A 26,439-nucleotide genomic window follows, 5' to 3' on the forward strand; every position below is an offset into this window, starting at 1 on the left:
AGGCTTTGGGGTGGGCGGGGAATGGTGAGAGGGTTAGAGGCGGTCCTGCTTGAGGTCGCTCAGGAACGCGGCCCATGCCTGGGGCGGGTACGCGATGTGGCCGAGGCTCCGGTGCTGGGTGTCGCGTACGAGGACGACCGGGCCCTCGGCAACCTCGACGCAACTTCCCTGAGATGCGCTGTAGCTGCTCTTGTGCCAGTGGGGATCACGCTTCATTGTTATCCAGTTCTTCCTTGACCTTGCGGATCAGATCGCGACTCGCCCGGGTCGATAGTGCTTCAGCTTGAAGGATGCCGAAGACGGCCATTGAGTGTTGCACCAGCATCGTTTCATCCATGAGTTGCTCACCGCCCATGTGCTCTGCTGAAACGACCACCGGCTTGTCAGGGAACGTGTAGATCCGGAATGGCCCGGCTCCGCCGGGGTGGAAGGGCGGGCTGGGCTGTACGACTTGGAGGCGTATTGCTTCGCTATCTATCAGGCCCAGAAGGTAGCCGAGCTGCTCATAAAGAACGTCGAAACCGCCAACTGGCCGCTCGATGACAGCCGCTTCCACGACGACCGAGATCTTCGGAGGATCTTCCTTTTTCAGGATCACTTGGCGTTGCATCCGTGCCTTGGCCATGCTCTTTAGGTCGCCGGAGGAAGCCAAGGGGGTGGTGTCACGCAACACCGCGCGAGCATAGCTCGGAACTTGGAACAACCCGGGAATCACAAGTGGCTGATACTCGCGCAGCTCGGACATCAGTGCTTCCAACTGACCGACTTCTTCGTACCACTCTGGTAGAGCGGTTGGGGTGTTGGCCTTGGTCCATGCCCGTATGACAACACCAGACGTCCCAAAAACTCGATCAAGTTCTTCGGCCTGGTCAGCCTGCATGCCGCGCGTCCCACATTCCCAAGCCGACACGGTGGATTGAACTACCTGCAATGCCCTCGCTGCCTGGCCCTGTGTGACCTTCGCTCGCAGGCGAGCAGTACGGATCTCTTTACCCAACCGACGCCATGCAGGTTTGGCTTTGCGGTCCATTCCCACCCTCCATCGCATGGGTACTACCGTCACCACCAAGATATGGCGATCTCAATGCCAGGCACCACACCCAGCTACCAACCGTGACCGAGTGGTGATCTTGCTAGCCGTCCACCTTCCGACGCGTTCATGGTGGTGCTGACGGACACCCCGGGTGATCGATCGAAACCGCCCCATTCGCGCGGAACGCCCCATTCACCGGAAACGTCCGTCGGCCACTCGTAACGGCAATTCGGATGGAAGGTGATTCCTGTGGGAGCAGTGATCGAGAAAGGGGCGCGGGGGGATGCGTCCGCCAGTCCGGGAGCCGGCCGGGCGCGGATGCCGCGGCGGACCATCGACCTGGGCGACCGGGCGCCGGTCGTGTTGGACACGAGCGCGCAGCGGGTCGGGGTCTCGGTGACGGTGGACGGTGCGGCGTGCCAGGCCGCGGTGCTGCGCCGCCATCTGCGCACGGTCGCGGCCCTGCCCGGCCGGGCGATGGACACCCTGGAGCGCCTGGCCAGCGAGCTGTTCAACAACACCCTCGTCCACACACGATCGGGCCAACCCGGCGGCGAGGTCGTCATCACCGTGGCCCGGCTGGAGGGCCGCGTCCAGGTGAAGGTCACCGACGGCGGCCGCCGACCCGGCACCGCCGTGTCCACCCCGCACGTGCGCCCGGTCGATCCCGACCGCGCGGGCGGGTGGGGCCTGTTCCTGGTCGATGCCGAGGCGTCCCGGTGGGGCACCCTGCACGAGGGCGGGCGCACCACGGTGTGGTTCGAGCTCGACCGGCCCACCGTCCGGGGCTGAATCCCGCCATGGCCCCGACCACCACCGCGACCGCGCCCGGCACCGCCCCGGCGCACGAGACTGCCCCCCGCACCGGCCCCGCGGAGTCCGGCACCGGCACAAACCCGACGGAGACCGGCACCCGCACCGCCCCGGCGCCGTCCTCCGCACACCGCACCGCAGGCCCCGGCGGTTCCAGCGAGTACGGTCCCCTGCTGCCCGCGCCCCGCGCCGACGACCCCGTCGGCCACGGCTACACCGCGTTCCAGGCCGTGCGCCTGGCCGTGTGGGCCGCCCGGGAGTGCAACTGGGTCAACGCCATGGCCATGACCCACCGCGCCGAAACCGCCTGGGAGGCCATCACCGAACACCTCCAGACCGCCCCCGAGCGTCCCGCCGAGACCGAGCTGATCGCGGTCGGGTGGAAGGCCATCAAGACCCAGCACTACCACGACCTGCGCACCCGCGGCCTCGCAGGCGCCGACAAGGCCCTGCTCTCCCGCGCGTTCGTCCGCTACTGGACCGACCTGTCCGCCCCCACCGGCGGCCACGAGGACGCGATCGTGGACCGCCTGGCGCTGGCCCAGATCTGGGCGGTGCTGCGCCCCGGCCACCGCAAGGTCCTCACCGCCCTGGCCGAGACCGAGGACCGCCACTGCGCCGGGCAGGCGCTGGGCATGGATCCCACCGCCTTCACCCGCGCCCTGGGACGCGCCCGCAAGGCCTTCTACGCCCTGTGGCACGAGGGCGAGGCCCCGGCCCGGATGTGGGGCGCCGACCGCACCGGCGAGCGCCACCAGAACGTGATGTACCTGGTGCGGCTGCGCGGCCGCAAGGCCCGCGCCCGCAAAGCCCAGGGCATCGCGGCCCGGCCCTTGGGCCGCGCGCCCATCGACCTCGGCGTGGCCAACGCGGTTCTGCTGGATCGCCACGTGGCCGGGGAGTCCTACGGCGCGCTGGCCCGCGCTTTCGGGGTGAGCCGCGACACGATCATCGACCGCATCACGAGGGCCCGCACCCAACGCACCGCGGACAGCACCGCGCGAACGGGCGCGCCACCCCGCTGAACCGGCTCGGCGGCGCGGCCCCTCCCCCTCCCCCGGAACGGGGCAGCGGGCACCCTCCCCTGCCCGCCACGGCCCGCCGCCGAGCCACCACCACGCGTCAGACGCGTTCGCCGCCGACCGCGCCCCCGGTACGGTCGGCGTGACACGGATGCATAACCGCTGCTCATGCCCCCTATCCCGCGTCAGTCGGCTGGCCGCGAATCGGCGCTTTCTCCAGAGCGGCACCACCGTGATCTTGGGCCACGGGCGGTGTGTCACTATGTGCCCGTGCAACACGTGACCGACGCCGAACGCCGCTCTCGCCTGGCCATTCGGCACGCTCTGGCGCCGGACTTCCGCGCCGACTCCCCCGTTGCGGCCACCCGGGCGGTGACCGCGCTCCACGCGACCGAACCGGCCACGGTCTACCTGTCATGTTGGGCCCGCGTCGCCGCGCTGACCCTCGCCGACGTCGACCAAGCGATCTACCAGGACCGCGTGCTCGTCAAACAGCTGGCGATGCGGCGCACGCTCTTCGTGTTCCCCCGCGACCTGCTGCCCACCGTGTGGCCGAGCTCCGCCGCGCGCGTCGCCCGCACAGAGCGCGCCCGCCTGGGCAAGGACGTGGTCGCGTCGGGGCTCGCCGAAAACGGGGACGACTGGATCGATCAGGCCAGGAAAGAGGTCCTCGCCGTTCTCGCCGACGCACCGGAGGGCCTTTCCGCCATCGACGTGCGCCGGGCCGTGCCCAGGATCGCCGTGAAGGTCATCGGGCAGGCGGGCGAGGCGTGGTCGGCGCCGCGGGTGCTCACCGTTCTCGGCGCCGCCGGGGACATCGTGCGCGGGGTCAACACCGGCCGCTTCCCCGCCTCGCAGCCGCGGTGGACCCTGACCGGGCAGTGGCTCGGCGACGTCCCCGCGCCGCGGGGCGTCGCCGAGGGCTATCGGGATCTCGTCCGCCACTGGCTCTACAGCTTCGGGCCGGGGACCGAGGACGACATCGTCTGGTGGCTGGGCGCCACCAAGACGATCGTGCGCACCGCACTGTCCGAACTCGACGCCGTCGCGGTCTCCCTCGACAACGGCGCCACGGGCTGGCTGCTGCCCGACGACACCGACCCGGTCGCCGACCCGGGCTCGTGGGTCGCGCTGCTGCCGGTGCTCGATCCGACCGTCATGGGCTGGCGCGACCGGGACTTCTACCTCGGCCCGTACCGCGACGAGCTCTTCGAGAGCCGCGGGAACGCGGGCACCACGGTCTGGGCCGACGGCCGCGCGATCGGAACGTGGGTGCAGGACGACCGAGGGGCCGTCCGGGTGCAGCTGCTCGAATCCGTCCCGCCGTCGACGCAGCGGGCCCTCACGGAGGAGGCGGAGCGGCTGACCGAGTGGCTCGGCGGCGTCCGTATCGGCACCGGCTATGTCTCACCGGCGATGCGGTCGGCAACGCGCGCACTGGGATGACGGGATGGCGGGCGCCCCAGCCCGCCCCCGCCCCGCCCCGATCCGATCCGCCACACCCTCTCCTGATGCATTGATGCATTGATGCGTTGATGCGGGCAGATCCGCAGCGGCGGCCGCTCCTCGCCGGGGCTCCGAGGTCGACTCTCGAACGCGACGATCACTTCGCCTGTTCGGGGAACCACTCCAGGCAGGCTCGCAACCGGTGCGCCTTCCGGTTGAGGACGGCGTGGACGTCCTTGGCCTTGCACACAATGACACCGCCCTGGAAAGGTTCCCCTCGCGGCCGGGACCGCCCCTTCCCCGGCCAGACCACGACACTGGTGTCGCCGGCCGAACCGACCAGGCGGACCCGGTCCACGTCGGCCCACGCGACCCGCTGGGCTTCTCCTCCCGCGCGATCACGCCACGACAATCCGTTCCGGTCGAAGGTGAGCCAAGGCGCGGGACGCAGGTACTCCACCGCACCGAGGGCAAGGCCGAGCAGCGGGCTCCCCAACAGCAAGAACTGCGGCAGGCCCGCCACCGGGTGCGGCGGGTACTGAGTCGGCACCAGCGCGGCGATGACCAGCCCCAGGATCACACAGACCAGAACCGCGCTCGCGCCGATCCCGAGTCCATCGGATATCTTGCTGGCGGTGAACGTCACCGTCTCCACCGGTTCCGGCGGTGAACGGCGCTTGGTGGTGTCGAAGGTGACCGCGGCGCCCCTCGGTCCCACCGTCACCTGCCGTTGCGTGCCACTGAGCGTTCCCACCCGCGCCTGGACAGCGTGCGCACCTGCTCCAATCTTGAAGGCTTGGCTGGTGCCTTCGGGGACCGTGCCCAGCACAGCCCCGTCCATGACGATTTCGAGCTCGTCCGGGCCGAGGTTGCCGATCACCAGGTCCGCCTGGTCCGTGCGCGCCGCCCTACCGGAATCGCGTCCTCCGCGGGATCCTGCGCTCTCACGCTCTTTCTCTCCGGGGGATCGCGTGCGGTCGGTGTCGATCAGGGTGTACAGGCGTGTCGTGTGCTGGGCGATGACCTCGGTGAGGTCATCGCCCGGCCACCACTCGCCGGTACTCGCGGGTGCACGCGGCGCCAGGATCGCCAGGACGTCCCGCAGCTTGTCCAGGTGGATCCGCGCACCCGGATCCTTGGCCAGGCATTCCGCCACCATCCCGCCCACGGGGCCGCGCAGGCCGGACAGGTCCGGCTTCTCGTGCACGACCCGGAAGAGGACGGCGTGGGCCGGGCCTTCACCGAACGGGCTGTGTCCGGTCATGGCGAAGACCAGCACGCACCCCAGCGAGAACACGTCGGACGCCGGCCCAACCGGCTGGGCACGGGCCTGTTCGGGGGACGTGAACGCCGCCGTGCCCAAGACGGTGGAGGGCTTGGTGAAGGAGGTGTTGTCCAGGACGCGGGCGATGCCGAAGTCGATCACCCGCGGCCCGTCCTCGCCGAGCACGACGTTCGCGGGTTTGAGGTCTCGGTGCACGATCCCGCTCGCGTGCACGGCGACCAGCCCCTCGGCCAGCCCGGCCCCGAGCGCCGCGACTGAATCCGGGTTCAGGGGACCGCGCTCGGTTATGGCTTGGTGCAGGGAGGGGCCCGGGATATAGGCGGTGGCCAGCCACGGCGGGTCGGCACCGGTGTCGGCGTCGATGACCGGGGCGGTGTAGAAACCGCCGACCTTGCGGGCGGCCATCACCTCGTCGGCGAAACGCCGACGGAAGGCCGCGTCCCCGGACAGTTCGGGCCGCACGACCTTGACCGCGACCAGGCGTCCACCCGGGGAGCGCCCCAGGTACACCTGCCCCATCCCGCCCGCTCCGAGCCGCGCATGCAACTCGTATTGGCCGAATCTGGTGGGGTCGCCTTCGCGCAGGGGTTCGGCCACGGCACCGCTTCCAGGTAGTGAAGGGGAGCAATGGTCTCATAAGGGCACGACTGTCCGGATAGGCGGTCGATTGGCGAATGCCGGTTCCGCATGCGCGAGCCGACCGTCCGGGGTCCCTAGGCCGGGTGCTCGGGTACAGCGCCGGAGATGGCCCCGGTTACGAACCGGGTGATGTCCGCGGTGGCCGGGGGGCCGGGGGTGTGGTCGGTGAACAGGAGGTGCCCGCCGCCGACCAGGGAGAGGGTGAGCGAGTCGATGTCGGCGTCGGCGGCGATGCGGCCCCGTTCGCGCTCCTCGGTCAGGTAGGCGGAGATGGCGGCCGTGGCTTCGGCGAGGATCGCGATCCCGCCTCCGGACCTGGCCTGCCGCAGCCGCGCGCGCAGCTCGTCGCGGAAGGTGATGAGCGGGATGACCGCCATCGGGACAGGTCCGAAAAGGGTGGTCAGCGCGTTGGTGAGGTTGTCGGCCACGGTGCCGGTGCCGGCGGACTCGCGCAGCGCGGCCGCCTGGGTTTCGAGCCGCGCGGCCCGGTCGAGGACGAGGTCGGTGAGGAAGGCGTCGAAGTCGCCGAAGTGCCGGTGCAGGACCCCTTTGGCGCAGTCGGCCTCATCGGTGACGGCGCGGCTGGTCAGCCCGTCGGGCCCCTCCCGCAGGAGGACGCGTTCGGCTGCGTCGAACAGCTGCTGCCGCGCGTCGCGAAGGTGTACCCCGGTCGGCATCCACGGTTCCTCTCGCGCGTCGGGCCGCTGGCACCGCTTGTTGAGTGGGCATGCGCCCACTAATGTGGGCGCATGCCCACTCTACCGCGAGAGCCAGCAGAGCCGTTCCCTGACCAGCCGCATGAGCCGCGTGAGGTCGCCGAACTGTCCCCGGGCCAATCGCAAGTGCCGCGTGAGGCTGCCGAACCGTCCCCGGGGCAGTCGCACAAGGCCCGGTCGATGGCCGAGTCGTTCGGCGTCGATGCGCAGCGCTACGACCACGCGCGGCCCTCCTATCCCGACGCGCTGGTGGCGCGGATCGTCGCGGGGATTCCCGGAACCGACGTGCTCGACGTCGGCTGCGGTACCGGCATCGCGGCCCGCCAGTTCCAGGCCGCCGGCTGCACCGTCCTCGGCATCGAGCCCGATGCGCGGATGGCCGACGTCGCACGCGCCAAGGGCGTGCGGACCGAGGTGGCGGACTTCGAGTCCTGGCAGCCGTGCGGCCGGACGTTCGACGCGGTCGTCGCCGCGCAGGCGTGGCACTGGGTCGACCCGGTCGCCGGGGCCGTGAAGGCGGCGCAGGTGCTGCGCCCCGGCGGGCGGCTGGCGATCTTCGGGCACGTCTACGAGCCGCCCGCCGAGGTGGCCGGACCGTTCGCCGCCGCCTTCCGGCGGGTGGCGCCCGACTCCCCGCTCAACGGCCAACCGGACCGGCGTCCGATCGACCTCTACCAGGCGGCCTACGCGAAGACCGCCGCCACGATCAGCGAGACCGGGCGGTTCGACGGGCCCGAGCAGTGGCGGTTCGACTGGGAGCAGTCCTACACGCGCGGCCAGTGGCTCGACCTGCTCCCCACCACCGGCGGCCTCACCCGCCTCCGCCCCGACCAGTTGGCCGAGGTATTGGACGCGGTCGGGGCCGCCATCGACGCCCTGGGCGGGCGCTTCACGATGAGCTACACCACCCTGGCCGTGACCGCCGTCCGCGCCGCCGCGCTCTGAGCCGCGCCAACCGCCGATCAGGGAATCCGTGCGGTTGATCGACGCCTGTGTGGGCGCCGATGGGTTGCACGAATGCGTGAGGCCGGTCGACGCTGCCGTGGGCGCTGACCGGCCGCGCGGGGCGTCCGGCCGTGTTGCGCACGGGGCCGCAGTTGACGGTGTCAGCGCGCGGGCGGGAACGTGCGGCCGTGGTCGGCACGGGTGCGCGCGGGCGCTGGCCCGTGCGCGGCCCCGTGCCGGGTCAGCCGTCCTGTCGCGGCCTTCCCGCTGCGTGGCGCCGCTCGGACCGGGCGCGGGCGGCGTCGTGAGCGGCGCGCAGCAGCGCGACGACCGTGTCCGCTGTCTCCGGGCCCGGATTGACGACGCAGATCCAGCCGAGCTCCCCGTAGACCGGGTGCGGCACCACGCTGTCGGCGGCCGCGTAGTCGCGGGGCCGGGTGAGGGCGCGCGGCTCCTCCCCCGTCAGTTCCCGGAACGTCGCGCGGTCCACGTGGACGTTGACCCGCCAGCGGTCGGCGGGGTCCAGGGCGGAGGCGGTGTCGCCGGGGTAGTCCTTGGTGACGATGGTCCCGTAGGGCTGGACGTTGTTCGGCATCTGTCCGTCGGGCGCGTGGTAGAAGAACACGTCGCCCCATGCGATCTCGGGGAGGTCGCCGCCATGTTCGGCGACGACCGCGAGCGCGCCGTCGAATCCGCGCACGGTCGTGATGATCTGTTCCATTCTCATGGTTCGAGTATCGCCTTCAAGTGCCTATGTAGGGTTGGACTATGGATGGGACGGCGGTCGGGGTGCCGCTGCGCACGGTCGAGATCGCGCGGGAGTCGGGGTACTCGCCGCAACAGGTGCGCAAGCTCGAACGGATGGGGGTCATCCCGCCCGCCGCCCGGTCGCGCAACGGCTACCGCGCCTACGCGCGGGTCCACGTGCACGCGCTGCGCGCCTATCGGGGGCTGGCGGCCGCCATGGGACCCGTCGCGGCCGGGGCGCTGCTCGCAGAACTGCGCACGGGCACGGTCACCGAGGCGGCCGCGGCGGTCAGCGCGGCGCACGTCCGGCTCGCGCGGGAGCGCGAGGAGGCGCTGCGTGCCCAGCGGGCGCTGCGCGCGATCCAGGACGAAGCCGACACGCCGGGGTTCGAGCACGCGGACGACGCGATGACGATCACGGAGCTCGCCGAGGCGCTCCAGGTGCGCGCGTCGACCCTGCGGTTCTGGGAGCAGGAAGGGCTGGTCGCCCCCGAGCGGGTGACGTCGCTGCGTGCGCGCCGCTACGGCATCGAGGCCGTCAACGCGGCCCGGGTCACCGCCGCCCTGCGCGGCGCCGGGTACGGCATCCCGGCGGTGCGCGAGGTCATGGGCGCCCTGGACGGGATCGACGGGCAGGGCGAGGCCGGTCGCATCCTGGTCCGGCGCCTCGACGGGATCGCCGAGCGGACGGTGGCGCTGCTGCGCGCGGGTACGGACCTCGCGGCCGTCGTGGCGGCCGAGCGCGATCCGGAGCCGGACCCGGACCCGGACCCGGGCGGCGGACGGGGCTGAGCTGCGGGGGTGTGAACGCGGTCATCGCGGCCGTCGTCGTCATCGCGGCTGTCGTCCCCCGGGCCCGGGCGCCGGACCGGACTGCGCTGCGGGGGTCGGGGCCCCTGTCACGTTCGGCCTGCCTGGGCCGTCGGTCGGGTGTAAGCACCGGACAACGGCAAGGAGCACACCATGGACGCCCGCTTGAACCTCTTCGACAACCCGGTCGCCGCCAAGGCCATGAAGCACCTGCACTCGGCGGCTATGGCGCTGGAGGAATCGGGGCTGCCGGAGACGACCCAGCAGCTGGTGACGCTGCGCGCCAGCCAGATCAACGGGTGCGGCGCCTGCGTCGACATGCACACCAAGGACGCGTTGGCCGCGGGTGAGAACCCGGTGCGCCTGACCATGGTCGCGGCCTGGCGGGAGGCCACGGTGTTCACCGAGGCCGAGCGGGCCGCGTTGGAGCTGGCCGAGCAGGGCACCCGCATCGCGGACGCGGCCGGGGGCGTCTCCGACGACGCCTGGGCCGGTGCGGCCAAGCACTACGACGAGGCGCAGCTCGCGGCGCTGGTGTGCGGGATCGCCTTCATCAACACCGCGAACCGCCTCAACGTCATCACCCAGCAGCCCGCGGGCGGCTACCAGCCCGGCCAGTGGGGGTGACGGCACCTCCCCTCCCCGCCCCGGCCGCGTCGGGGCAGGTCCGCCCTGGGCACCGCCCGGGGCGGACCGCGTTGGCGGCTCTCCGATCGGCTCTCCGGCCGGTGCTGCTGCGGCGGCCGCCGGACGCGTGGGGGCCGCGCGTACCCGCCGGTGGTGCGCGGTGGTCAGCCCTGCGGGCTCAGTCCCGCCACGGCCAGCCGGAACAGCCGGTCGGCGTGGGCGGCGGGGTCGGGGTGGTGCTCGGTGGCCAGTGCGATGCCGACGATCAGCGCGATCAGCTCGGCGACGGTGACCTGCGGCGTCACCGCGCCGTCGCGGGCCGCGCGCCGCAGCAGCGGGCCCGCCGCCTCTTCCAGCGCCGCGGTGCAGGAGTTCTCGTGCACGGAGCCGACCCCGGCGCCGTCGTAGGCGAGCGTGGCCGCCAGCCCGCGGGCGGTGACGGAGTAGGCCACGACGTCGTCGAGCCATTCCAGGAGCGCGCTGCGGCTGTCGTCGCGGCCGGCCAGCTCGCGGGCGCGGGCGCACAGGGCCTCGACGCGCTCGTGGGAGACCGCTTCCAGCAGCGCCCAGCGGGTGGGGAAGTGGCGGCGCACGGTCGCCGAGCCGACCCCCGCGGTGCGGGCGATCTGCTCCAGTGAGGCGTCGGTGCCGTGGGCGGCGACCTCCTCCTCGGCCACGGCGAGGATGCGCGCGTAGTTGCGCCGGGCGTCGGCGCGCTGGCGGTCGGGCATGGCGTCACTTCCGGGATCACTAAGCGGTGGGGACCGCCGTTTGCTAAGTGGCGGTGTCCGCCGTATCGTATCGCAATATAAACGGCGGGCCCCGCCGTTTAGTGGTCGAGTACTTGAGGAGCACCATGTCCACCGATTCCGCGCCCGTTCTGGTCACCGGCGCCACCGGCAAGCAGGGCGGGGCCACCCTCCGCGCCCTGCGCGCGGCGGGCGTCACCGTCCGGGCCCTGGTGCGCGACCCGCACTCCGACCGGGCCGAGGCCGTTGCGGCCCTCGGCGCCGAACTGGTCACCGGCGATCTCCACGACCGCGATTCCGTGGTGCGGGCCGCCAAGGGCGCCCGCGCCGTGTTCTCCGTGCAGATGCCCGGCATGAATGCCGCAGGATTCGATTTCGACAGCGAGGTCGCCCAGGGCGTCAACCTCATCGAGGCCGCGCGGGCCGCCGGAGTGCCGCAGTTCGTGCACACCTCGGTCGCCGGCGCCGGCCAGCACACCGAGAGTCCCGGCTGGGCCGACGGCCGCTGGGCGCCGATGGAGGCGCCCATGAACGCCAAGAGCGCGATCCAGGACCGGGTCCGCGCGGCCGGGTTCCCCCACTGGACGCTGCTCAAGCCGGGCTTCTTCATGGAGAACTTCCTGCCGTCCATGGCCTACATGTTCCCGCGCGGCATCGACGGCGGCCTGGTGAGCATCCTGCGCCCCGAGACCCGGCTGTCCCTGGTCGCGGTGGACGACATCGGCGCGGCGGCGGCCGCGGCCATCGCCGATCCGCAGCGCTTCGACGGGATCGAACTGGAGCTGGCGAGCGACTTCCTGCCGATGACCGAGATCGCCGCGGTCCTCTCCCGCACCCTGGGCACCCGGCTGGCCGCGCCGGACATGACCGAGGAGGAGGCCGTCGCCGCCGGGATGCCGCCCATGGGCGCATCACACGCGTGGCTGAACGAGATCGGCCAGCCGGCCCGCCCGCAGTACGCCAGGGACCTCGGCATCCCGCTCACCGGCTTCGAGCAGTGGGCGCAGCGGTACATGCGGGCGACCGCCTGACACACCCCCGGCACCGGCCGCCCCTCAGCGGCCGGTGCCCGCCGGCGCCGCCGGGCGGCTCCCGGCACCGGGGCGGGGGCGGTCGCGCGGGGCGAGCGTGCGCTGGACGATGAACCACTCGGCGACGCCCGCACTGACGAGGATCGACGCCCACACCGCCGTGGTGTAGATGTCGGCGAACTCCGGCCACGCGAACTGCGCCCGCACCGCCAGCCCGATACCGAGGAAGGCGCGCAGCAGGACCGCGGCGAAGGACAGCGCGTAGTTGCGGATCATCCAGACGCGGTGCAGCCGGACCTGGCCCCGCCGGATCGCCAGGAACGCCTTGACCAGCGAGTACACCCAGGCCGCCGCCAGCAGGTAGAACGCGACCTGCGCCGAGATCCCGCTCATGGAGAACGTGGCGGACAGGACCGCCGCCACGGCCGCCAGCACGACGCTGACCATGTACACCCGGCCCACGACCCGGTGCACCTTGGGGTACCTGCTGCGCAGCGCCGGGACGAACTGGGCCGGCCCCAGCAGCAGCAGGAGGCTCCCGGGCAGCGCGTGGGCGGTGACGTAGAAGAAGTGCAGGCCCGCTTCGGGGTCGATGGGGATCTTGCTCTGCGACGGGTCGCCCGTGAGGTAGGGGGCGACGCTGAACAGGGCGATCCCGACCGCCGATGCGGCGAACACCCCCCACGCGCCCCACCACACGCGGCGGGATGTCGGGCTGCTGGCTGGGGACATGACGGCTCCATGGATCGGTGCTGGTGCGGGGCTCCGCCGCCTCGGCGGGTGCGCCGGCGCGGTGCTGCGCGCATGCCGGCGGACCGCCCGTCGGGGGCGTGCTGGGTCGGGGACCTGGGACGGGACGCGGTGTCGCGCTCCTCGTCGCCGTCGCTCACGTTAGCGAGGGGAACGCTGGTTTGGCAGTGTTAGATTTTTTTGACGATCGTCGTTTTTCTTGATGGCGTGGAGGGACTGCCGTACGGTCGCCGCATGCCTCCCACCGAATCCGCGACCGCCGCGCCGTCGCTGCGCGAGCGGCGCCGCTCCGTCGCCGTCCACGAGATCCTGGGCGCGGCCGAGCGCCATGTCGTGGAGCACGGGGCCGCCGCGCTGTCCCTGCGCGCGATCGCCCGGAGCCTCGGCATGACCGTGCAGGCGCTCTACCACTACTTTCCGAGCCGCGACGACCTGGTCACGGCGCTGGTCGCCAAGTCCCACGACGACCTGGCCGACGCCGTGGACGCCGCCGACGCCGGGCCGGGCACCGCGGCGGTGCCGCGCGCGGTGGCGGCGACCGAGGGCTACCGCGGGTGGGCCGTCGCCAACCCCGAGCGGTTCCAGCTCATCTACGGGGCGCCGCTGCGCGGCTACCGGGCCCCGGAGGAGGGGCCCACCACCCGGGCGGTGCGCCGCATGGGCGGGGTGTTCCGCCGCGTCCTGTTCGACGGGTTCACCGCGGCGCAACTGGCGGCGTGCGACGCCCCGGAGGTCTCGGCGCCGTTGCGGGCGCACCTGGGGTACCTGGGGCCCGACGGTGTCGGCGCCCTGCCGCCGCCCGCGGCGTCGCTCTTCGTGAGCACGTGGGGGCACATGCACGGCCTCGTCGCCCTGGAGGTGTTCGGGCACACCGCGTTCCTCGGCGCCCACCGGGCCGAGGTGTTCCGGTCGGCGATGCACACCATGGTCGAGGACGTCCACCGCCGCATCCCGCCCGCTGATGGGGTCGTCGGGGTCCGGTAGCGCCCGGAAGCCCCGCCCGGGCGCGGCTTCCGGTACGGTTTCGGCCATTGCGGCCGACCGGCGGTCCCCTCCAGCACCGCCGGCACGGGCGTCGACACATGGAAGGCGCAGCGGTGCGAGACCAGCTCCTCGGCGGCCGGTACCGGTTGGTGCGGCACCTCGGCGAAGGCGGCATGGGCCAGGTCTGGGAGGCGACCGACGAGACGCTCGACCGTCCCGTCGCGGTCAAGATGGTCTCCCTGCTCGCCGGCGGCGGCAGCCGCGGTCGGCGCCCCGTCGCGGGGACGGCACGGACGCGCGCCCCGGCCGATGCGCGGGAGGCGGCGCGGATGCTCTGCCGGAGCCCCGCGGATGTCACCGGTGCGTGTAATGATCCCCTGGCCGACCAGCGAACAGGAGAACCGCATGTCGTTCCAGGCGTATCTCGACGCGATCGAGGACAGGACCGGCCTCACACCGCGCGCCCTTGTCGATCGCGCCACGGAGAAGGGGTTCGACGACCCGTCCGTCAAGGCCGCCACCATCGTGCAATGGCTCGCCGATGACTACGGCCTGGGCCGCGGCCACGCCCAGGCGCTCGTCCACGTGATCAAGAAGGGGCCGCGGATCAGCACGAAGCACGTGGGCACCTCCGGTGCCCACCGCGACGACTCCGACGTCCTCTGGCTCGACGGCAAGGCCGCCCGGCCCCGGTGACGCGCCCGCCCGGCGCCGTGCGCTCGCGCCGCGTCCCTCGGGCGCGGGGGCGTGCGGTCGCGTCACAATGCCGCCCGGATGGGGAATGCGGCGGGTGCGGCGTGTCGTTAGAGGACGGCGATGGCAGGGGTGTCGACGGCAAGGGGCGCTGCGGTTGTGCAAGGACCATCGATGAACCGGGACGCCGGCGGCGGCGCGGCCGACCCGACGGCGCCGGCGTCCTACCCGGCGGTGTTCGAACCGGGCGACCCGGCGCGCACCGGCCGCCTGGTGTTCTACTCCCCCGACGGTGCCGCGCCGCCCCCGGGTCCCGGCCGCACCGGCACCGTCGCGGTCGCGGTGCCCGACGGCACCGGCGGGGTGCGCATCCGCGAGGTGCCCGCGCGGCGCGTGGGCGTGGGCGCGGCGCTGGGGGTGCTCACCGGCGCACCGGCGCGCGGCCCCGGCGTCCACCCCGCCACCGCGTTCTGGGCCGCCGCCGCGCGCCTGGCGCTGCACCTGCTGGCGCGCGGCCGGATCCTGCCCGGGGTGTCCGACGCCGGGTACGACGCGTGGCGGGCGGGCCCCCTGGACCCCGGCGACGTCGAGCGGCTGCGCGCCCTGGCCGACGCCATGCCCGCCCACGCCCGTGCCGTCCCCGTCGCCGGGTCGGCGCCGCCGGAACTGCCGCACGCCCCCGCCCTGCTGCGGTCCTTTGTCGACGCGGTGGCCGACACGCTGCCGCGCACCCCGGCCGCCCCGGCGGCGGCCGGCGGTCCGGTGTTCGCCGCCGCCGACCCCCAGCACGTGCCCGGCCTGCGCGACTGGGCGCGGGAGCTCGCCGCGGGGCTCGACACCGGGGTGCGGGTGTCGCTGCGCGTGGAGGTGCCCGGCGGCGACTTCGCCCACGGCCCCTACACCGCGGTGGTGCAGGTCCGCAGCCTGGCCGACCCCACCTTGGTGGGCGACGCCGCCGACCTGTGGGACCCCGGACGGCCCGCAGCGGCGGCGTTCGGGCCGCGCGCCCGCATCGACACCGTGCTCGCGGTGCGCCGCGCCGCCGCGGTGTGGCCGCCGCTGGACCGGCTGCTGGACCGCGCCGTCCCCGACGAGCTCGCCCTCACCGACGAGGAGGTCGGCGGCCTCACCGTCCGCGGCGCCGCCGACCTCGCCGCCTCCGGTGTCGACGTGCACTGGCCGGCCGAGGTGGCGCGGTCGCTGACCGCGACCGCCGTGGCCGGGTCCCCCGGCGGCGGCCCGGTCGACGCGGCCGCGGTGCTGGGCGGCGGGCACCTGCTGGACTTCAACTGGCGGCTCGCCCTGGGCGGCGCGGACCTCACCGACCAGGAGATGGACTACCTCGCCGAGCAGCACCGGCCCGTCGTGCGGCTGCGCGACCAGTGGGTGCTGGTCGACCCGGAGATGGCGCGCCGCGCCCGCGAACGCGACCTCAAACCGCTGCCCGCCATCGAGGCCCTGGGGGCGGCCCTGAGCGGCACCGCCGTCGTCGACGGCGCGGTCCTGCCGGCCGCAGCCCAGGGGTGGGTGGAGGAGGTGCGGGCGCGCATCGCCGCCCCCGGCACCGGCGCCGACAGCGTCGCCCAGCCCGCCGGGCTTCGCGCGGACCTGCGCGACTACCAGCGCCACGGGTTGGGGTGGCTGGCGCGCATGACCGACCTGGGGTTGGGCGGCTGCCTCGCCGATGACATGGGCCTGGGCAAGACCATCACCCTCATCGCGCTGCACCTGCACCGCCGCGGCGGCGGCCGCGACCCCGGGCCGACCCTGGTGGTGTGCCCCGCGTCGCTGCTCGGCAACTGGGAGCGCGAGATAGCCCGCTTCGCCCCCTCCGAACCGGTGCGCCGCTTCCACGGCCCCGGCCGCACCCTCGACGGCGCCGCGTCCGGGTTCGTCCTGACCACCTACGCCACCCTGCGCATGGACCCCGCGGCGCTCGCCGAGACCGGGTGGGACCTGGTCGTCGCCGACGAGGCCCAGCACGTGAAGAACCCCCGCTCGGGCACCGCGACGGCGCTGCGCGCCATCGGCGCCCGGGCGCGGGTGGCGCTCACCGGCACCCCGGTGGAGAACTCCCTGTCGGAGCTGTGGGCGATCCTGGACTGGACCACCCCGGGGCTGCTCGGCACCCTGGGGGCGTTCCGGCGGCGCTGGAGCGACCCGGTGGAGGGCGGCGCCGCCCCGGAGACCGCCGAGCAGCTGTCCCGGCTGGTGCGGCCGTTCCTGCTGCGCCGCCGCAAGTCCGACCCCGGCATCGCCCCGGAGCTGCCGCCCAAGACCCAGACCGACCAGGCGGTGGCGCTGACCCGGGAGCAGGCCGCCCTGTACGAGGCGGTGGTCCGCGAGACCATGGACCGGATCCGCTCCGCCGAGGGCATGGCGCGCCGCGGCCTGGTCATGTCCCTGCTCACCGCCCTCAAACAGGTGTGCAACCACCCCGCCCAGTACCTCAAGGAGGACGCCCCGCGGCTGGCGGGCCGCTCCGGCAAGCTCGAACTGCTGGAGGAGCTGCTGGAGACCATCACCGCCGAGGGCGGCGCCGTGCTCGTGTTCACCCAGTACGTCGCCATGGCGCGGCTGCTGGAGAAGCGCCTGGCCCAGCGCGGCATGCCCGCCCTGCTGCTGCACGGCGGCACCCCGGTGGCGCGCCGCGAGGAGATGGTGGCCCGCTTCCAGGACGGCGGGGCGCCGGTGTTCCTGCTGTCGCTCAAGGCGGCGGGCACCGGGCTGAACCTGACCCGCGCCGACCACGTCGTCCACTACGACCGGTGGTGGAACCCGGCCGTGGAGGACCAGGCCACCGACCGCGCCTACCGCATCGGCCAGACCCGGCCCGTACAGGTGCACCGGCTCGTCGCCGAGGGCACCGTAGAGGACCGCATCACCGCGATGCTCGCCGCCAAGCGCGACCTCGCCGAGTCCGTTCTGGGCGGGGGCGAGGCCGCCCTGAGCGAACTGTCCGACGCCGAGCTCGCCGAACTGGTGGAACTGAAAGGGGGCCCGCGGTGAGTGGGCGCGCAGAGGAGCAGGCACGGGCGTTCGCGGCGCTGCCCCCGCAGCGGGGGCGTGGGCGGTTCGCCCACTCCTGGTGGGGCAACGCCTGGATCGAGGCGCTGGAGGACACCGCGCTGGACCAGGCCCAGCTCAAGCAGGGCCGCCGCCTGGCCCGCGCCGGGCAGGTCGGCGCCATTGTGGTCAGCCCGGGCCGGATCGAGGCCGACGTGCACTCCCGCGCGGAGTCCTTCCACGCGGTCGTGGGCGTGGAGCGGTTGGACGCGGCCGCGTGGGAGCGGTTCCTCGACCAGGTCGCCGCCAAGGCCGGGCACATCGCGGCGCTCCTGGACAAGGACATGCCGCACGACCTGGTGGAGGTCGCCGCCGACGCCGGGGTGCGGCTGCTGCCCGGCATCGGCGAACTGGAGCCCGAATGCGAGTGCCCGGGCTGGGAGCTGCCGTGTGCGCACGCCGCGGCGCTGGCCTACCAGGCGGCGCGGCTGCTGGACGAGGACCCGTTCGTGCTGCTGCTGATCCGGGGGCGGGGCGACCGGGAGCTGCTGGAGGGCCTGTCCCAGCGCAACGCCCGCCGCGCGGCCGCCGCGGGCAGCGGCGAAGGCGGGGACGGAGTCGGCGGCGGTGGTGCGGGCGGCGCGGACCGGGCCGCCGGGGTTGCGGCGGGCGCGGCGTTCGCCCGGCCGGTGCCGCCGCTGCCCGACCCGCCGGAGCCCCCCGCGCCGGGCCCGCTGCCGGTCCAGGCGGCAGCCCCCGGGCTGGAACCCGACGCGCTGGGCGTCCTGGCCGCCGACACCGCCGCCCGCGCCCGCGAACTCCTCACCCCGCGCGCCGACGCCCACCCCTGGGACGCCTGGCCGGACCCCCACACCGGCGCGCCCCCCTCCGATGCCCGGACGGACGCGTCCCCCGCGGCGGACCGGACCGGCGCGCTCTCCCGGGAGGTCTGGGCCGACACCGTGCGCCTGGCCGCCGCCCACCGCGGCCCCGCCGTGTGGGAGCGGCTCCGTGCGGCCGCACCGGGCCGCGACCTCGACGCGGCGGTGCGCGCCTGGGAATGCGGCGGCGCGGCCGGGTTACAGGTGTGGGAGGCACCGTGGACACCCCCGGGCGCCACCATGGCGCGGGCCCGCACCGCCCTCGACGCGCTGTGGTCCGAGACCGGGGGCCAGGCGCAGGTGTGGCGCAACCGGTGCACCGCACCGGCCGGGGACGCGCAGGTGCGCTACGGGCCCGACGGGCGCTGGCACCCCTACCGCCGCAGCGGCGCCCAGTGGCGCCCCTCGGGCCCCGCGGATCGCGACCCGGCCGCCGCCCTGGCCGAGGACCTGGGCCCCTAGACCGCGTCCCGCCGACCGGGGTCCGCGGCGGCCGAGGCGGATCCCGGGTACGGGGGGCACCGGCTCCCTGCCGGCGCCTCAGGCGGAGGGTGCCTCCGCTCCCCCGTCGTCCTCGTCCGCGCCGGGCAGCCGGTCGAGGGGGTACAGCGTCATGGCGACCTCCAGGCTCTCGGGGTGCAGGATGTAGCGCAGGCTGCCGGAGTCGGGGAAGAGGCCGTCCGGGGCGTCGGGCGGGGTGTAGAGGTGGCCGATGGCGGTGCTGTACTTGGCCATCGAGCCGCGCCCCGGCAGGGTCATCGACCGTTCCTCGCGTTCGGGCAGGTGCCGGAGGTCCATGCCCTCGGGCAGGCCGGCCGGCACCCCGCCGTCGGCGTGCACGGGGACCACGACCATCCAGGCCAGGTTGTGTGCGAGCGGGGCGCGCCGCCCCTCGGCGTCGGCGGACCACGTCATCCAGGGGGAGCCCGCAACGGCGGCGCCGCATTCTGCGACCGCCCGCCCCACCTCGTCGGCGGCGGCGAGGGCGTGGGCGATGTCCTTGTCCAGGACGTCGCCGTCCTGGGCGTCCGAGGGGGGAAGGGCCTTGGACACCGCGGTCACCGCGGGCGCGGTGCCCTGCCGCGTCCGCCGGTCGGCGGTGAAGAGCTCCCGGGCGTCGCGCAGCGCCTCGTCCTGGGCCAGGCGCTCGCTTCGGAGCTCCGCCTCGTGCTGGCGGAGCAGGTCGAGAACGGTGTCGGGGGCGTCCAGGGCGCGGCGCACGAGGCGGACGCTCATGCCGGCCCCTCGCAGGGCCATGACGAGCATGGCGGTCTCGACCTGGGCGAACTCGTAGTAGCGGTATCCGGTCTGCTCGTTCACGTGGTCGGGGACCAGCAGACCCTCGGAGTGGTAGAAGCGCAGGGTCTGCGGGGACAGCCGGCACATCTGGCTGAAGTCGTTGATGCTCAACATGGGACCAGTGTCGGGTTTGCGGTTACCGCAAGGTCAAGTGGGCGGAACGCGTGGAGCCGCGCCCGGCCGGCCGGGCGCGAGCGGGGAGCGCCCAGGAATACGCGACACAGGGTGTCGTGATTTGTGGTGAGGATGGCCCGCGTGACAACGACCCGTCGCACACGAGAGGTGATCCCCATGGCGCACGCCATTGTCAATCCGGACGGCCTGCACGACCCGACCCCGTTCGGCTACAGCCACACCGCCACCGTCCCCGCGGGCACGGAACTGGTGCTCATCGCGGGCCAGTACGGTTCGGGCCCCGACGGCGCGGTGGTCTCGGCCGATTTCGCCGCGCAGGTGCGGCAGACGTTCCGCAACATCGGGGTGGCGCTCGCCGCCCATGGGCTCGACTTCGGCCACGTCGTCCAGCTCCGCACCTATGTGGTGGACCACGACGTCGCCAAGCTCGGGCCGATCGCCGCGGCCGTGCAGGAGGGCTGGGGGGCGAAGCCGCCCGTGCAGACCCTCCTCGGTGTCGCGAGCCTGGCGACGCCCGATGTGCTGTTCGAGGTCGAGGTCCTCGCCGCCCGCCCCTGACCCGCCGCCGCCCGCACCCGGGCCCTCCCGGTGCGGGCGGCGGTCCGGTCGTACCGCGGCGCCGCGGTACGGACGCGCGCCCCGGGACCGCGGGCCCGGGGCGGTCGGCTGCTCCTCCCCCGGGGGTCCGGTCCGCTATTCCGCTTCGCGCTCGGCGGTCCTGGTCGGGGCGACGATCTTGTCGCAGTCGCCGGAGTCCTCGATCGGGACCGTCGCCGCCTTCTGCACGGCGTCGAAGTTGGCGAGGAACGACGCGAACACCGTCCCGTTGTTCATGATCCGGACGACGTTCTCGTCGTTGTTGCGCCGGGACAGGTAGTTCCAGTTGTGGCTGCCGGTGAACACGACCTCGGTGTCGTTGTCGAGGTAGTGGCCGCGGATCGTCATGTTCTTCTGGTGGATGCCGTTCTTCTCCGGGTCGGTGAACCCGCGCACCGACATCCGCGACGGGGTGGACGCGGTCAGCGCCTTGCACGCCTTGTCGTTGATCTGGCTGGCGACGATGTCGACGGTGCAGCCCTGGCGCGCCAACTCGTTGAGCTTGTCGGAGATCCCGGTGCGGGTGATGGTCCACATCCCGACGCGGATCTCGGTCGGCTGGGCCTTGCAGTCCACCGACTTCAGCGAGTTGTAGTAGGTGTCGTCGCCCGTGCCGTCCTCACGCGGCGAGAAGTAGCTCTTGGTGTCGCCGGTGATCTGCGGCGGGTTGGTGTCGTAGTAGTCCGGGTCGCGCTTGGCGTCGCCGTCGGCGACCTTGGCCAGGTCGGCGAAGTAGCCGGTGAACCTCTCGTAGAGGCCGGTGTTGCCGTAGTCGGTGTAGTAGCTGTTCCAGCCGCCGGTTCCGCCCATGGTCGCGCCGCTGAGGTTGGCCGACCCGGTCGCGACGACGTCGTTCTCCTCGCCCGCCTGGGACAGCAGGAGGAACTTGTTGTGCATCGCGTTGGTGCCGTTGCAGGCGCCCTTGCCGGCGGTGTCGCAGGACTTGGCCCACGACTTCGGGTCGCCGGTCTGCTCCAGTGCGCCTTTCAGCGCCGTGTAGGCGGGGTCGTCCACCGTGTCGGCGTCGACCAGGACCTGGACGTGCACGTCCCGTTCGGCGGCCGCGGCGAGCGCGTCGGTGATCCGCTCGTCGCGCATGCGGTACTGGGCGGTCTGCACGGTCGCCCCCGCGGGGGCGGAGCGGATCAGTTCTTCCAGGTGGGCCACGATCTGGTCGCCGCCGGGCGTGTTGAAGGTCGCCTCGTTCGGTGCGGCCGCGTCCTGGGGTGCGGCGGCCGCGGGCGGCGGGCCCGCGAGTCCGGCGGCCAGGGCCGCGGCGGCGAGCACGCCGAATGCCGCTGCGCCCGTGCGCGGCCTGCGGCCCCGGTCGGCCGGGGCCGCCGCGGCGGCCCGGTGCCTTTCCGTCATACGCATACTGCTCCCTCCCTGCCGGCGCCCCGGACGGGCGCCGGCCAGTAGTGTGCGCAGGACCGGGCCGCGGCGACAACGCTTTACGATCTGACTCCAAACGCACTGGTCCGGCCTGTTCCCCAAGGATCGGGCGCAACGGGTCCCGCGGCCGCGCGCCGCGCCGGGGCCGGGTCGGTGCACCGCCGGGCGGCGAGAGCGCGCGAGCCGCCGCGCCCGAAGAAAACCGGTAGCCGGTGGGCGCGCGATGTGGTCCACTCGGGCACCGGCGGCGGTACCGGCGGCGGGAAAAGAGAAATGAGGAGGCGGGCGGTGGTGCGCTCCGAGGAGGCCGAGGTCCCACTGGCGGGCGGCAACGTCAGCGACGCCGTGGTGCGGGTGGGCGCGACCGTGCGCAAACCGGCCACCGCCGCCACCCCCGCGGTGGAGGCGTTCCTCGACCACCTCGCCGCCGCCGGGTTCACCGGTGCGCCGCGCACCCGGGGCCGCGACGCCCAGGGCCGCCACGTCCTGGAGTACGTGCCCGGCCCCATGGCCGACACGCTGCCCCCGATGACGCCCGGCGAGCTGCACCGGGTCGGCGCGCTCATCCGGTCGCTGCACGACGCGGCCGCCTCCTTCACCCCGCCGCCCGGCGCCGCGTGGTCGGTCGCCATCCCCCCGGACCGCGCGGACCTCGTCTGCCACCACGACCTCGCCCCGTGGAACCTGGTCCGCGGCCAGGACCGGTGGGTGTTCATCGACTTCGACGGGGCCGGGCCGGGGTCGCGGCTGTGGGACCTGGGGTACGCGGCGCACGGCTTCGTGCCGCTGGGCCCCGGCGGCGATCCGGGCCGCGACGCCGAGCGGCTGTGCGCCCTCGCCGAGGGCTACGGGCTCGACCGGGACCAGCGGGCGGGCCTCGCGGCGCGCACCGCCGAGCACGTCCGCGGCATGTTCGACCTGCTGATGGAGGGGGCGCGCACCGGCCGCCAGCCGTGGGCGCGGCTGCACGCCCAGGGCCACGCCGACCACTGGGGGCCCGCGGCGGACTACATCGACGCCCACCGCGCCGCGTTCACCGCCGCGCTGCTGGCCTGAACCGCGCATCGCTGCCCCGCGGGCGGGCGTGGCGGCTCTGCCAGACTGCCCGGGTGATCGTCAGACCGGCAGGGACGCACGACGTGCCCGGGCTCCTGGGCCTGGCGGCGGAGGTCGAGCAGTGGTTCGGCCCGATGGTCGCCGAACCCGGGTTCCACCGCGCGCTCCACGAGCACATCCGCGCCGGCGCAGCGCTCGTCGCCGCCTCCCCTGCGGCGCCGGACCTGCTGGGCGGGCTGCTGTTCGGCGCCCAGGCCCCGGTCTACCGCGTCCACTGGCTGGTCGTGGCGCAACGGGCGCGCGGGACGGGGGTGGGGCGCGCGCTGATGGCGGAGGCGCAGCGCCGCTTCGTGCACGGCCCGGGCCGCATCGAGGTGGTCACCTTCGGCGCCGACCACCCGGGCGCGGCGGCCAGCGGCGCGCGCGTGTTCTACGAGCGGCTCGGCTTCACCCCGGCCGAGCCCGCCGACCCGGGCCCGGAGGGCGGATCGCGCCAGACCTACCGCCGCACCGTCCCCTGAACGCGCGAGCGGCGGGGGCCCGGTGCCGCCCGCCGTTGCGCAGGTACCCGCGCGCATCGCGCTGCGCCGGCGCGGCCCCGCAGCCGCTGCCCGCACCGGTGCGGGCAGCCGAACGGCCCCTCCGGTGCGGGTTGCGCATTCACCCCTCCGCCGTGTCGGCCTCGCGGGGCTGCTTGGCGGTGGTGTCGGTGCGGCGCTTGTCGCGGACGTAGATGTCGGCGGGTTTGCCATCACCGGGGGTCCGGCGGTTCAGGGTGAACAGGGTGGTGGCGGCGAACAGCTCGCTGAGCTTGGCGTAGCCGTAGGTGCGGGCGTCGAAGTCGGGGCGCTGCTTGGTGATGATGTTGCCGATGGCGCCCAGATGAGCCCAGCCGTCCTCGTCGGAGGACGCCTCCACGGCGTGGCGCAGCAGGGTGACCAGGGCGGTGTCGCTCTTCAACCGGAGGGCCGATGCGCGGTCGGGCGTCTTGGCCACGGCCGGGGCGGCGCCGGTGCGCAGGTTCTCGATGTAGATGAACTTGTCGCAGGCCGCGACGAACGGCTTGGGGGTCTTGCGTTCCCCGAAACCGTAGACGGCCAGGCCGGACTCGCGGATCCGGGCGGCCAGTCGGGTGAAGTCGCTGTCACTGGAGACGATGCAGAACCCGTCGAACCGCTGGGAGTAGAGCAGGTCCATCGCGTCGATGACCATCGCGGCGTCGCTGGCGTTCTTGCCGGTGGTGTAGGCGAACTGCTGGATCGGCTGGATGGACTGGGCGAGCAACTGGTCTTTCCAACTCTTGAGGCGCGTGCCGGTCCAGTCGCCGTAGGCGCGTTTGACGTGGGCGGTGCCGTACCTGGCGACCTCGGCCAGCAGTTCCTCGGCGACCGCGGGATTGGCGTTGTCGGCGTCGATCAGCACCGCCAGTTTCGCGGCGGTGCCGGCGGCGGGTGCGGTGCTCATGCGCTGCGGCGCCGGTGCCGTCGCCGAGGTCGTCCGCGCGGAATCGCAGGTCCATGGTCATGGCCGCCTCGCAGGGGTGGGTGGGGCCGTGCGCCCCCCGTTGCGCGCCGACGATGGCAATTTCCGGCCCGGAAATTCAACCCCGCCGGTGGGCGGGGGTGCGGCTCAGCCCTGGCCGCGGGCGGGTTCGAGGTCGGCGGTGTCGGTGATGCGGCGCAGCGCCAGGCCGGCGGGCGGGGCCGGGGCGAACAGCCGCACGGCGAACCCGCCGGGCACATGCGCGCACGCCGTCCACGCCCCGGGCGAGGACAGCACGGTGAAGGTGTGGGGGCGGCCGTCGATGGCGATGGGGGTGCTGGAGTAGTCGGCGGCGCCGTGGCGCGGGGGGTCGCTCCAGTCGGCGCGGCCGCGCGCCCGCGCCTCCATGAAGTCGCGCTCGGCGCACAGCAGCCGCAGCTGCCGGGCGGGGTCGCCGCCGTCGCCGATGACGCGGCGGGTGGCGATCTCCAGGTCGAGGCGGGCGTCGCTGGAGCGCCACCCGAAGTCGACCACGACCCGGTCGGGCGCCGCGGCGCCGGGCGCGGTGGTGGTGGCGCTGATGCGGCCGCGCTCGGCGGTGCCCTCGGGGGCGAACAGCGGGACGGCGTCCAACAGTGCGGCGACCTCCGTGCCCGCGTCGCTGCCGCCCACCTGCGTCCCCCCGTCGTCGGCCACGCTGGAAGCCTACCGGCCCCGGGCCGGCGCGATCGGAGGCCGCGGGTCCCCCGCCGAGGCCGCCCTCGTGCCGCGCGCCGGCGGCGGCGCCGTGCGCGCGCTCGGGCACCCGGACCGGGCCGCGATGCCGCCCGCCCGCACCGGGCGCGCCGGGCGCGATGGTGACCCCCGCAACCCTCCCCCAATACCCCCCTCACCTGCACAGATACCGCCGAGACGCACATCACGGGACGTGCGGGGCGCAGGCGGAATGAAATCCCGCCCGGCCATGCGTTGGCCATTCCCGTGTGCCCCTGTCAGGGGCGCAGCCGACCATCCAGCCGCCACTGTCCGCACATGGAGCGCCCTGTGCCTTACGCTCTGCTCGCTCTCGCCATCGGCGCATTCGGAATCGGCACCACCGAGTTCGTCACGATGGGCATCCTGCCCGACGTCGCGTCGGCGCTGGGGGTGTCCATCCCCACCGCCGGCCACCTCATCTCCAGCTACGCCATCGGCGTGGTGATCGGCGCGCCGCTGCTGACCGTGGCGGCCACCCGGGTGCCCCGCAAGACGCTGCTGCTGGGGCTCATGGCGGTGTTCACCGCCGGGAACCTGGCCTCGGCGCTGGCCCCCACCTACGAGGTGCTGCTGGCGTCGCGCGTCCTCAGCGGGCTGCCCCACGGCGCGTTCTTCGGGGTCGCCGCCGTCGTAGGCGCCGGACTGGTGCCCTTCGACCGGCGGGCCCGCGCGATCGCCCTGATCATGTCCGGGCTGACCATCGCCAACATCATCGGGGTGCCGCTGGGCACCCTGGCCGCCCAGCAGCTCGGCTGGCGGGCCGCGTTCGTCATCGTGGTCGCCGTGGGCCTGGCCGCGCTCGCCGCCATCGCGGTGTCGGTGCCCTCCCAGCACACCGCCGGCCGGGCCGGGGTGCGCGCCGAGATGGGCGCCCTGGGCCGCACCCAGGTGTGGTTGGCGCTGCTGACCGGCGCCGTGGGCTTCGGCGGGATGTTCGCGTTCTACTCCTACATCACCCCGATGATGACGGAGCTGAGCGGGTTCGCGCCGTCCTCGGTGACCCTCATCCTCGCCGTGTACGGGCTGGGGATGACCGCCGGGAACTTCCTCGGCGGGCGGCTGGCCGACTGGCGGCTGCTGCCCAGCCTCTACACCGCCATCGCCGCCATGGCCGCGACGCTGCTCGCCATGTACTACGCGGTGAGCGTCCCCTACCTGGCCGTTCCCGGCGTGTTCCTGCTGGCGCTGGCGGGCTCCACCGCGGTGCCCATCCTCCAGACCCGGCTGCTCGACGTCGCCGCCGACGCGCCGTCGCTGGTGTCGTCGCTGCACCACTCGGCGTTCAACATCGCCAACGCCAACGGGGCGTGGCTGGGCGGCCTGGTGATCGGCGCCGGGTACGGGCTCGCCGCCCCCAACCTGGTGGGTGCGGGCCTGGCCGCGGCCGGGCTGGGCCTGGCGGTGGCCGCGGGGACGCTGGGCCGCCGCCCGGCCGCGGCGCCCGCCCCCGTCCGGGCGGCGCCCGATGCGGACCGGGAGCCGGTGGGCGCCCGGCACTGAGCCCCGCGGGGGCGCGGGGGGTCGGGCGCTAGGGTGTGCGGTGCC

26 protein-coding genes are annotated in these 26,439 nt (G+C 73.9%); 15 read left to right on the forward strand and 11 right to left on the reverse strand.

What is annotated here, in order from left to right; all coding sequences use genetic code 11:
• Positions 1-33 precede the first annotated feature (33 nt).
• Both CLV63_RS21510 and CLV63_RS21515 read right to left on the reverse strand, forming a co-directional pair.
• Positions 34-216, reverse strand: coding sequence for a DUF397 domain-containing protein (locus tag CLV63_RS21510; RefSeq protein ID WP_106584976.1), 183 nt, complete (start codon positions 214-216; stop codon positions 34-36).
• Positions 206-1,030, reverse strand: coding sequence for a helix-turn-helix domain-containing protein (locus CLV63_RS21515; protein ID WP_106584977.1), 825 nt, complete (start codon positions 1,028-1,030; stop codon positions 206-208). Before CLV63_RS21515 ends, CLV63_RS21510 begins: the two co-directional genes overlap by 11 nt.
• Before the next feature lie 321 nt (positions 1,031-1,351).
• Between CLV63_RS21515 and CLV63_RS21520 the strand changes: the two genes are divergently transcribed.
• The 3 genes from CLV63_RS21520 to CLV63_RS21530 all read left to right on the forward strand — a co-directional run bounded on the left by CLV63_RS21520 (position 1,352) and on the right by CLV63_RS21530 (position 4,314).
• Complete coding sequence (locus CLV63_RS21520; protein WP_106584978.1) at positions 1,352-1,825, forward strand: ATP-binding protein; 474 nt, start codon at positions 1,352-1,354, stop codon at positions 1,823-1,825.
• Between the two features lie 8 nt (positions 1,826-1,833).
• Positions 1,834-2,871 (forward strand): hypothetical protein, encoded by a 1,038-nt coding sequence (locus tag CLV63_RS21525; RefSeq protein ID WP_245928966.1) that lies wholly within the window; start codon positions 1,834-1,836, stop codon positions 2,869-2,871.
• A gap of 267 nt (positions 2,872-3,138) precedes the next feature.
• Positions 3,139-4,314 (forward strand): winged helix DNA-binding domain-containing protein, encoded by a 1,176-nt coding sequence (locus tag CLV63_RS21530; protein ID WP_106585074.1) that lies wholly within the window; start codon positions 3,139-3,141, stop codon positions 4,312-4,314.
• A 157-nt stretch (positions 4,315-4,471) separates the two neighbouring features.
• On the opposite strand, the gene CLV63_RS21535 is transcribed toward CLV63_RS21530, so the two are convergent.
• Both CLV63_RS21535 and CLV63_RS21540 read right to left on the reverse strand, forming a co-directional pair.
• The gene (locus CLV63_RS21535) at positions 4,472-6,196 is read right to left on the reverse strand and encodes a serine/threonine-protein kinase (protein ID WP_211301408.1); all 1,725 of its coding nucleotides are present in this window, start codon (positions 6,194-6,196) and stop codon (positions 4,472-4,474) included.
• A 116-nt stretch (positions 6,197-6,312) separates the two neighbouring features.
• Complete coding sequence (locus CLV63_RS21540; RefSeq protein ID WP_106584979.1) at positions 6,313-6,915, reverse strand: TetR/AcrR family transcriptional regulator; 603 nt, start codon at positions 6,913-6,915, stop codon at positions 6,313-6,315.
• 219 nt (positions 6,916-7,134) lie between these two features.
• Between CLV63_RS21540 and CLV63_RS21545 the strand changes: the two genes are divergently transcribed.
• Positions 7,135-7,899 carry a class I SAM-dependent methyltransferase gene (locus CLV63_RS21545; RefSeq protein ID WP_106584980.1) on the forward strand — a complete coding sequence of 255 codons (765 nt, stop codon included), beginning with the start codon at positions 7,135-7,137 and terminating at the stop codon, positions 7,897-7,899.
• A gap of 241 nt (positions 7,900-8,140) precedes the next feature.
• Here CLV63_RS21545 and CLV63_RS21550 read toward each other — a convergent pair whose 3' ends face one another.
• Positions 8,141-8,626: a DUF6194 family protein gene (locus CLV63_RS21550; protein WP_342751421.1), complete on the reverse strand. Its 486-nt coding sequence runs from the start codon at positions 8,624-8,626 to the stop codon at positions 8,141-8,143.
• Positions 8,627-8,667: 41 nt separating this feature from the next.
• On the opposite strand from CLV63_RS21550, the gene CLV63_RS21555 reads away from it, so the two are divergent.
• The gene (locus CLV63_RS21555; RefSeq protein ID WP_106584982.1) at positions 8,668-9,438 is read left to right on the forward strand and encodes a MerR family transcriptional regulator; all 771 of its coding nucleotides are present in this window, start codon (positions 8,668-8,670) and stop codon (positions 9,436-9,438) included.
• Between the two features lie 171 nt (positions 9,439-9,609).
• Entirely contained in the window at positions 9,610-10,083 is a 474-nt protein-coding gene (locus CLV63_RS21560; protein WP_106584983.1) for a carboxymuconolactone decarboxylase family protein, read from the forward strand.
• Between the two features lie 164 nt (positions 10,084-10,247).
• Here the strand turns inward: CLV63_RS21560 and CLV63_RS21565 are convergent, their stop codons facing one another.
• Complete coding sequence (locus CLV63_RS21565; protein ID WP_106584984.1) at positions 10,248-10,814, reverse strand: TetR/AcrR family transcriptional regulator; 567 nt, start codon at positions 10,812-10,814, stop codon at positions 10,248-10,250.
• Between the two features lie 125 nt (positions 10,815-10,939).
• Here CLV63_RS21565 and CLV63_RS21570 point away from each other — a divergent pair, with 125 nt between their 5' ends.
• Entirely contained in the window at positions 10,940-11,863 is a 924-nt protein-coding gene (locus CLV63_RS21570; RefSeq protein WP_106584985.1) for an NmrA family NAD(P)-binding protein, read from the forward strand.
• Positions 11,864-11,887: 24 nt separating this feature from the next.
• Here the strand turns inward: CLV63_RS21570 and CLV63_RS21575 are convergent, their stop codons facing one another.
• Positions 11,888-12,595, reverse strand: coding sequence for a DUF2306 domain-containing protein (locus CLV63_RS21575; protein ID WP_106584986.1), 708 nt, complete (start codon positions 12,593-12,595; stop codon positions 11,888-11,890).
• Between the two features lie 252 nt (positions 12,596-12,847).
• Between CLV63_RS21575 and CLV63_RS21580 the strand changes: the two genes are divergently transcribed.
• The 4 genes from CLV63_RS21580 (at position 12,848) to CLV63_RS21600 (ending at position 18,639) form a co-directional block, all read left to right on the forward strand.
• Positions 12,848-13,597: a TetR/AcrR family transcriptional regulator gene (locus CLV63_RS21580; protein WP_106584987.1), complete on the forward strand. Its 750-nt coding sequence runs from the start codon at positions 12,848-12,850 to the stop codon at positions 13,595-13,597.
• 405 nt (positions 13,598-14,002) lie between these two features.
• Positions 14,003-14,293, forward strand: a complete 291-nt coding sequence (locus tag CLV63_RS21590; RefSeq protein ID WP_106584988.1) for a DUF4287 domain-containing protein — start codon at positions 14,003-14,005, stop codon at positions 14,291-14,293.
• 171 nt (positions 14,294-14,464) lie between these two features.
• On the forward strand, positions 14,465-17,299 hold the full coding sequence (locus tag CLV63_RS21595; protein WP_106584989.1) for a DEAD/DEAH box helicase: 2,835 nt from the start codon (positions 14,465-14,467) through the stop codon (positions 17,297-17,299).
• On the forward strand, positions 17,296-18,639 hold the full coding sequence (locus tag CLV63_RS21600) for an SWIM zinc finger family protein (RefSeq protein WP_106584990.1): 1,344 nt from the start codon (positions 17,296-17,298) through the stop codon (positions 18,637-18,639). Before CLV63_RS21595 ends, CLV63_RS21600 begins: the two co-directional genes overlap by 4 nt.
• Before the next feature lie 78 nt (positions 18,640-18,717).
• Here CLV63_RS21600 and CLV63_RS21605 read toward each other — a convergent pair whose 3' ends face one another.
• Positions 18,718-19,590 (reverse strand): MerR family transcriptional regulator, encoded by an 873-nt coding sequence (locus CLV63_RS21605; protein ID WP_106584991.1) that lies wholly within the window; start codon positions 19,588-19,590, stop codon positions 18,718-18,720.
• Positions 19,591-19,767: 177 nt separating this feature from the next.
• On the opposite strand from CLV63_RS21605, the gene CLV63_RS21610 reads away from it, so the two are divergent.
• Complete coding sequence (locus CLV63_RS21610; RefSeq protein ID WP_106584992.1) at positions 19,768-20,169, forward strand: RidA family protein; 402 nt, start codon at positions 19,768-19,770, stop codon at positions 20,167-20,169.
• A 135-nt stretch (positions 20,170-20,304) separates the two neighbouring features.
• Here the strand turns inward: CLV63_RS21610 and CLV63_RS21615 are convergent, their stop codons facing one another.
• Positions 20,305-21,576 (reverse strand): phospholipase D-like domain-containing protein, encoded by a 1,272-nt coding sequence (locus CLV63_RS21615; protein ID WP_146165628.1) that lies wholly within the window; start codon positions 21,574-21,576, stop codon positions 20,305-20,307.
• Between the two features lie 312 nt (positions 21,577-21,888).
• Between CLV63_RS21615 and CLV63_RS21620 the strand changes: the two genes are divergently transcribed.
• Positions 21,889-22,656, forward strand: coding sequence for a phosphotransferase enzyme family protein (locus CLV63_RS21620; RefSeq protein ID WP_342751422.1), 768 nt, complete (start codon positions 21,889-21,891; stop codon positions 22,654-22,656).
• A gap of 53 nt (positions 22,657-22,709) precedes the next feature.
• On the forward strand, positions 22,710-23,177 hold the full coding sequence (locus tag CLV63_RS35050) for a GNAT family N-acetyltransferase (protein ID WP_106584995.1): 468 nt from the start codon (positions 22,710-22,712) through the stop codon (positions 23,175-23,177).
• Positions 23,178-23,316: 139 nt separating this feature from the next.
• Here the strand turns inward: CLV63_RS35050 and CLV63_RS21630 are convergent, their stop codons facing one another.
• Positions 23,317-24,120, reverse strand: a complete 804-nt coding sequence (locus CLV63_RS21630) for an NYN domain-containing protein (protein ID WP_106584996.1) — start codon at positions 24,118-24,120, stop codon at positions 23,317-23,319.
• A 165-nt stretch (positions 24,121-24,285) separates the two neighbouring features.
• Positions 24,286-24,834: a hypothetical protein gene (locus tag CLV63_RS21635; protein ID WP_245928967.1), complete on the reverse strand. Its 549-nt coding sequence runs from the start codon at positions 24,832-24,834 to the stop codon at positions 24,286-24,288.
• Positions 24,835-25,182: 348 nt separating this feature from the next.
• Between CLV63_RS21635 and CLV63_RS21640 the strand changes: the two genes are divergently transcribed.
• Positions 25,183-26,394 (forward strand): MFS transporter, encoded by a 1,212-nt coding sequence (locus CLV63_RS21640; protein ID WP_106584997.1) that lies wholly within the window; start codon positions 25,183-25,185, stop codon positions 26,392-26,394.
• The last annotated feature ends 45 nt before the right edge of the window (positions 26,395-26,439 follow it).

The sequence above is a fragment of the Murinocardiopsis flavida genome (genome assembly GCF_003014485.1).
GTDB classification, from domain to species: Bacteria; Actinomycetota; Actinomycetes; order Streptosporangiales; family Streptosporangiaceae; genus Murinocardiopsis; species Murinocardiopsis flavida.

What these genes read in the sequence shown, in the direction of transcription:
- CLV63_RS21510 (WP_106584976.1), bottom strand. Translation starts at nt 216, where the DNA reads ATGAAGCGTGATCCCCACTGGCACAAGAGCAGCTACAGCGCATCTCAG.
- CLV63_RS21515 (WP_106584977.1), bottom strand. Translation starts at nt 1,030, where the DNA reads ATGGACCGCAAAGCCAAACCTGCATGGCGTCGGTTGGGTAAAGAGATC.
- CLV63_RS21520 (WP_106584978.1), top strand. Translation starts at nt 1,352, where the DNA reads ATGCCGCGGCGGACCATCGACCTGGGCGACCGGGCGCCGGTCGTGTTG.
- CLV63_RS21525 (WP_245928966.1), top strand. Translation starts at nt 1,834, where the DNA reads ATGGCCCCGACCACCACCGCGACCGCGCCCGGCACCGCCCCGGCGCAC.
- CLV63_RS21540 (WP_106584979.1), bottom strand. Translation starts at nt 6,915, where the DNA reads ATGCCGACCGGGGTACACCTTCGCGACGCGCGGCAGCAGCTGTTCGAC.
- CLV63_RS21545 (WP_106584980.1), top strand. Translation starts at nt 7,135, where the DNA reads ATGGCCGAGTCGTTCGGCGTCGATGCGCAGCGCTACGACCACGCGCGG.
- CLV63_RS21550 (WP_342751421.1), bottom strand. Translation starts at nt 8,626, where the DNA reads ATGAGAATGGAACAGATCATCACGACCGTGCGCGGATTCGACGGCGCG.
- CLV63_RS21555 (WP_106584982.1), top strand. Translation starts at nt 8,668, where the DNA reads ATGGATGGGACGGCGGTCGGGGTGCCGCTGCGCACGGTCGAGATCGCG.
- CLV63_RS21560 (WP_106584983.1), top strand. Translation starts at nt 9,610, where the DNA reads ATGGACGCCCGCTTGAACCTCTTCGACAACCCGGTCGCCGCCAAGGCC.
- CLV63_RS21565 (WP_106584984.1), bottom strand. Translation starts at nt 10,814, where the DNA reads ATGCCCGACCGCCAGCGCGCCGACGCCCGGCGCAACTACGCGCGCATC.
- CLV63_RS21570 (WP_106584985.1), top strand. Translation starts at nt 10,940, where the DNA reads ATGTCCACCGATTCCGCGCCCGTTCTGGTCACCGGCGCCACCGGCAAG.
- CLV63_RS21575 (WP_106584986.1), bottom strand. Translation starts at nt 12,595, where the DNA reads ATGTCCCCAGCCAGCAGCCCGACATCCCGCCGCGTGTGGTGGGGCGCG.
- CLV63_RS21580 (WP_106584987.1), top strand. Translation starts at nt 12,848, where the DNA reads ATGCCTCCCACCGAATCCGCGACCGCCGCGCCGTCGCTGCGCGAGCGG.
- CLV63_RS21590 (WP_106584988.1), top strand. Translation starts at nt 14,003, where the DNA reads ATGTCGTTCCAGGCGTATCTCGACGCGATCGAGGACAGGACCGGCCTC.
- CLV63_RS21595 (WP_106584989.1), top strand. Translation starts at nt 14,465, where the DNA reads ATGAACCGGGACGCCGGCGGCGGCGCGGCCGACCCGACGGCGCCGGCG.
- CLV63_RS21605 (WP_106584991.1), bottom strand. Translation starts at nt 19,590, where the DNA reads ATGTTGAGCATCAACGACTTCAGCCAGATGTGCCGGCTGTCCCCGCAG.
- CLV63_RS21610 (WP_106584992.1), top strand. Translation starts at nt 19,768, where the DNA reads ATGGCGCACGCCATTGTCAATCCGGACGGCCTGCACGACCCGACCCCG.
- CLV63_RS21615 (WP_146165628.1), bottom strand. Translation starts at nt 21,576, where the DNA reads ATGACGGAAAGGCACCGGGCCGCCGCGGCGGCCCCGGCCGACCGGGGC.
- CLV63_RS21630 (WP_106584996.1), bottom strand. Translation starts at nt 24,120, where the DNA reads ATGAGCACCGCACCCGCCGCCGGCACCGCCGCGAAACTGGCGGTGCTG.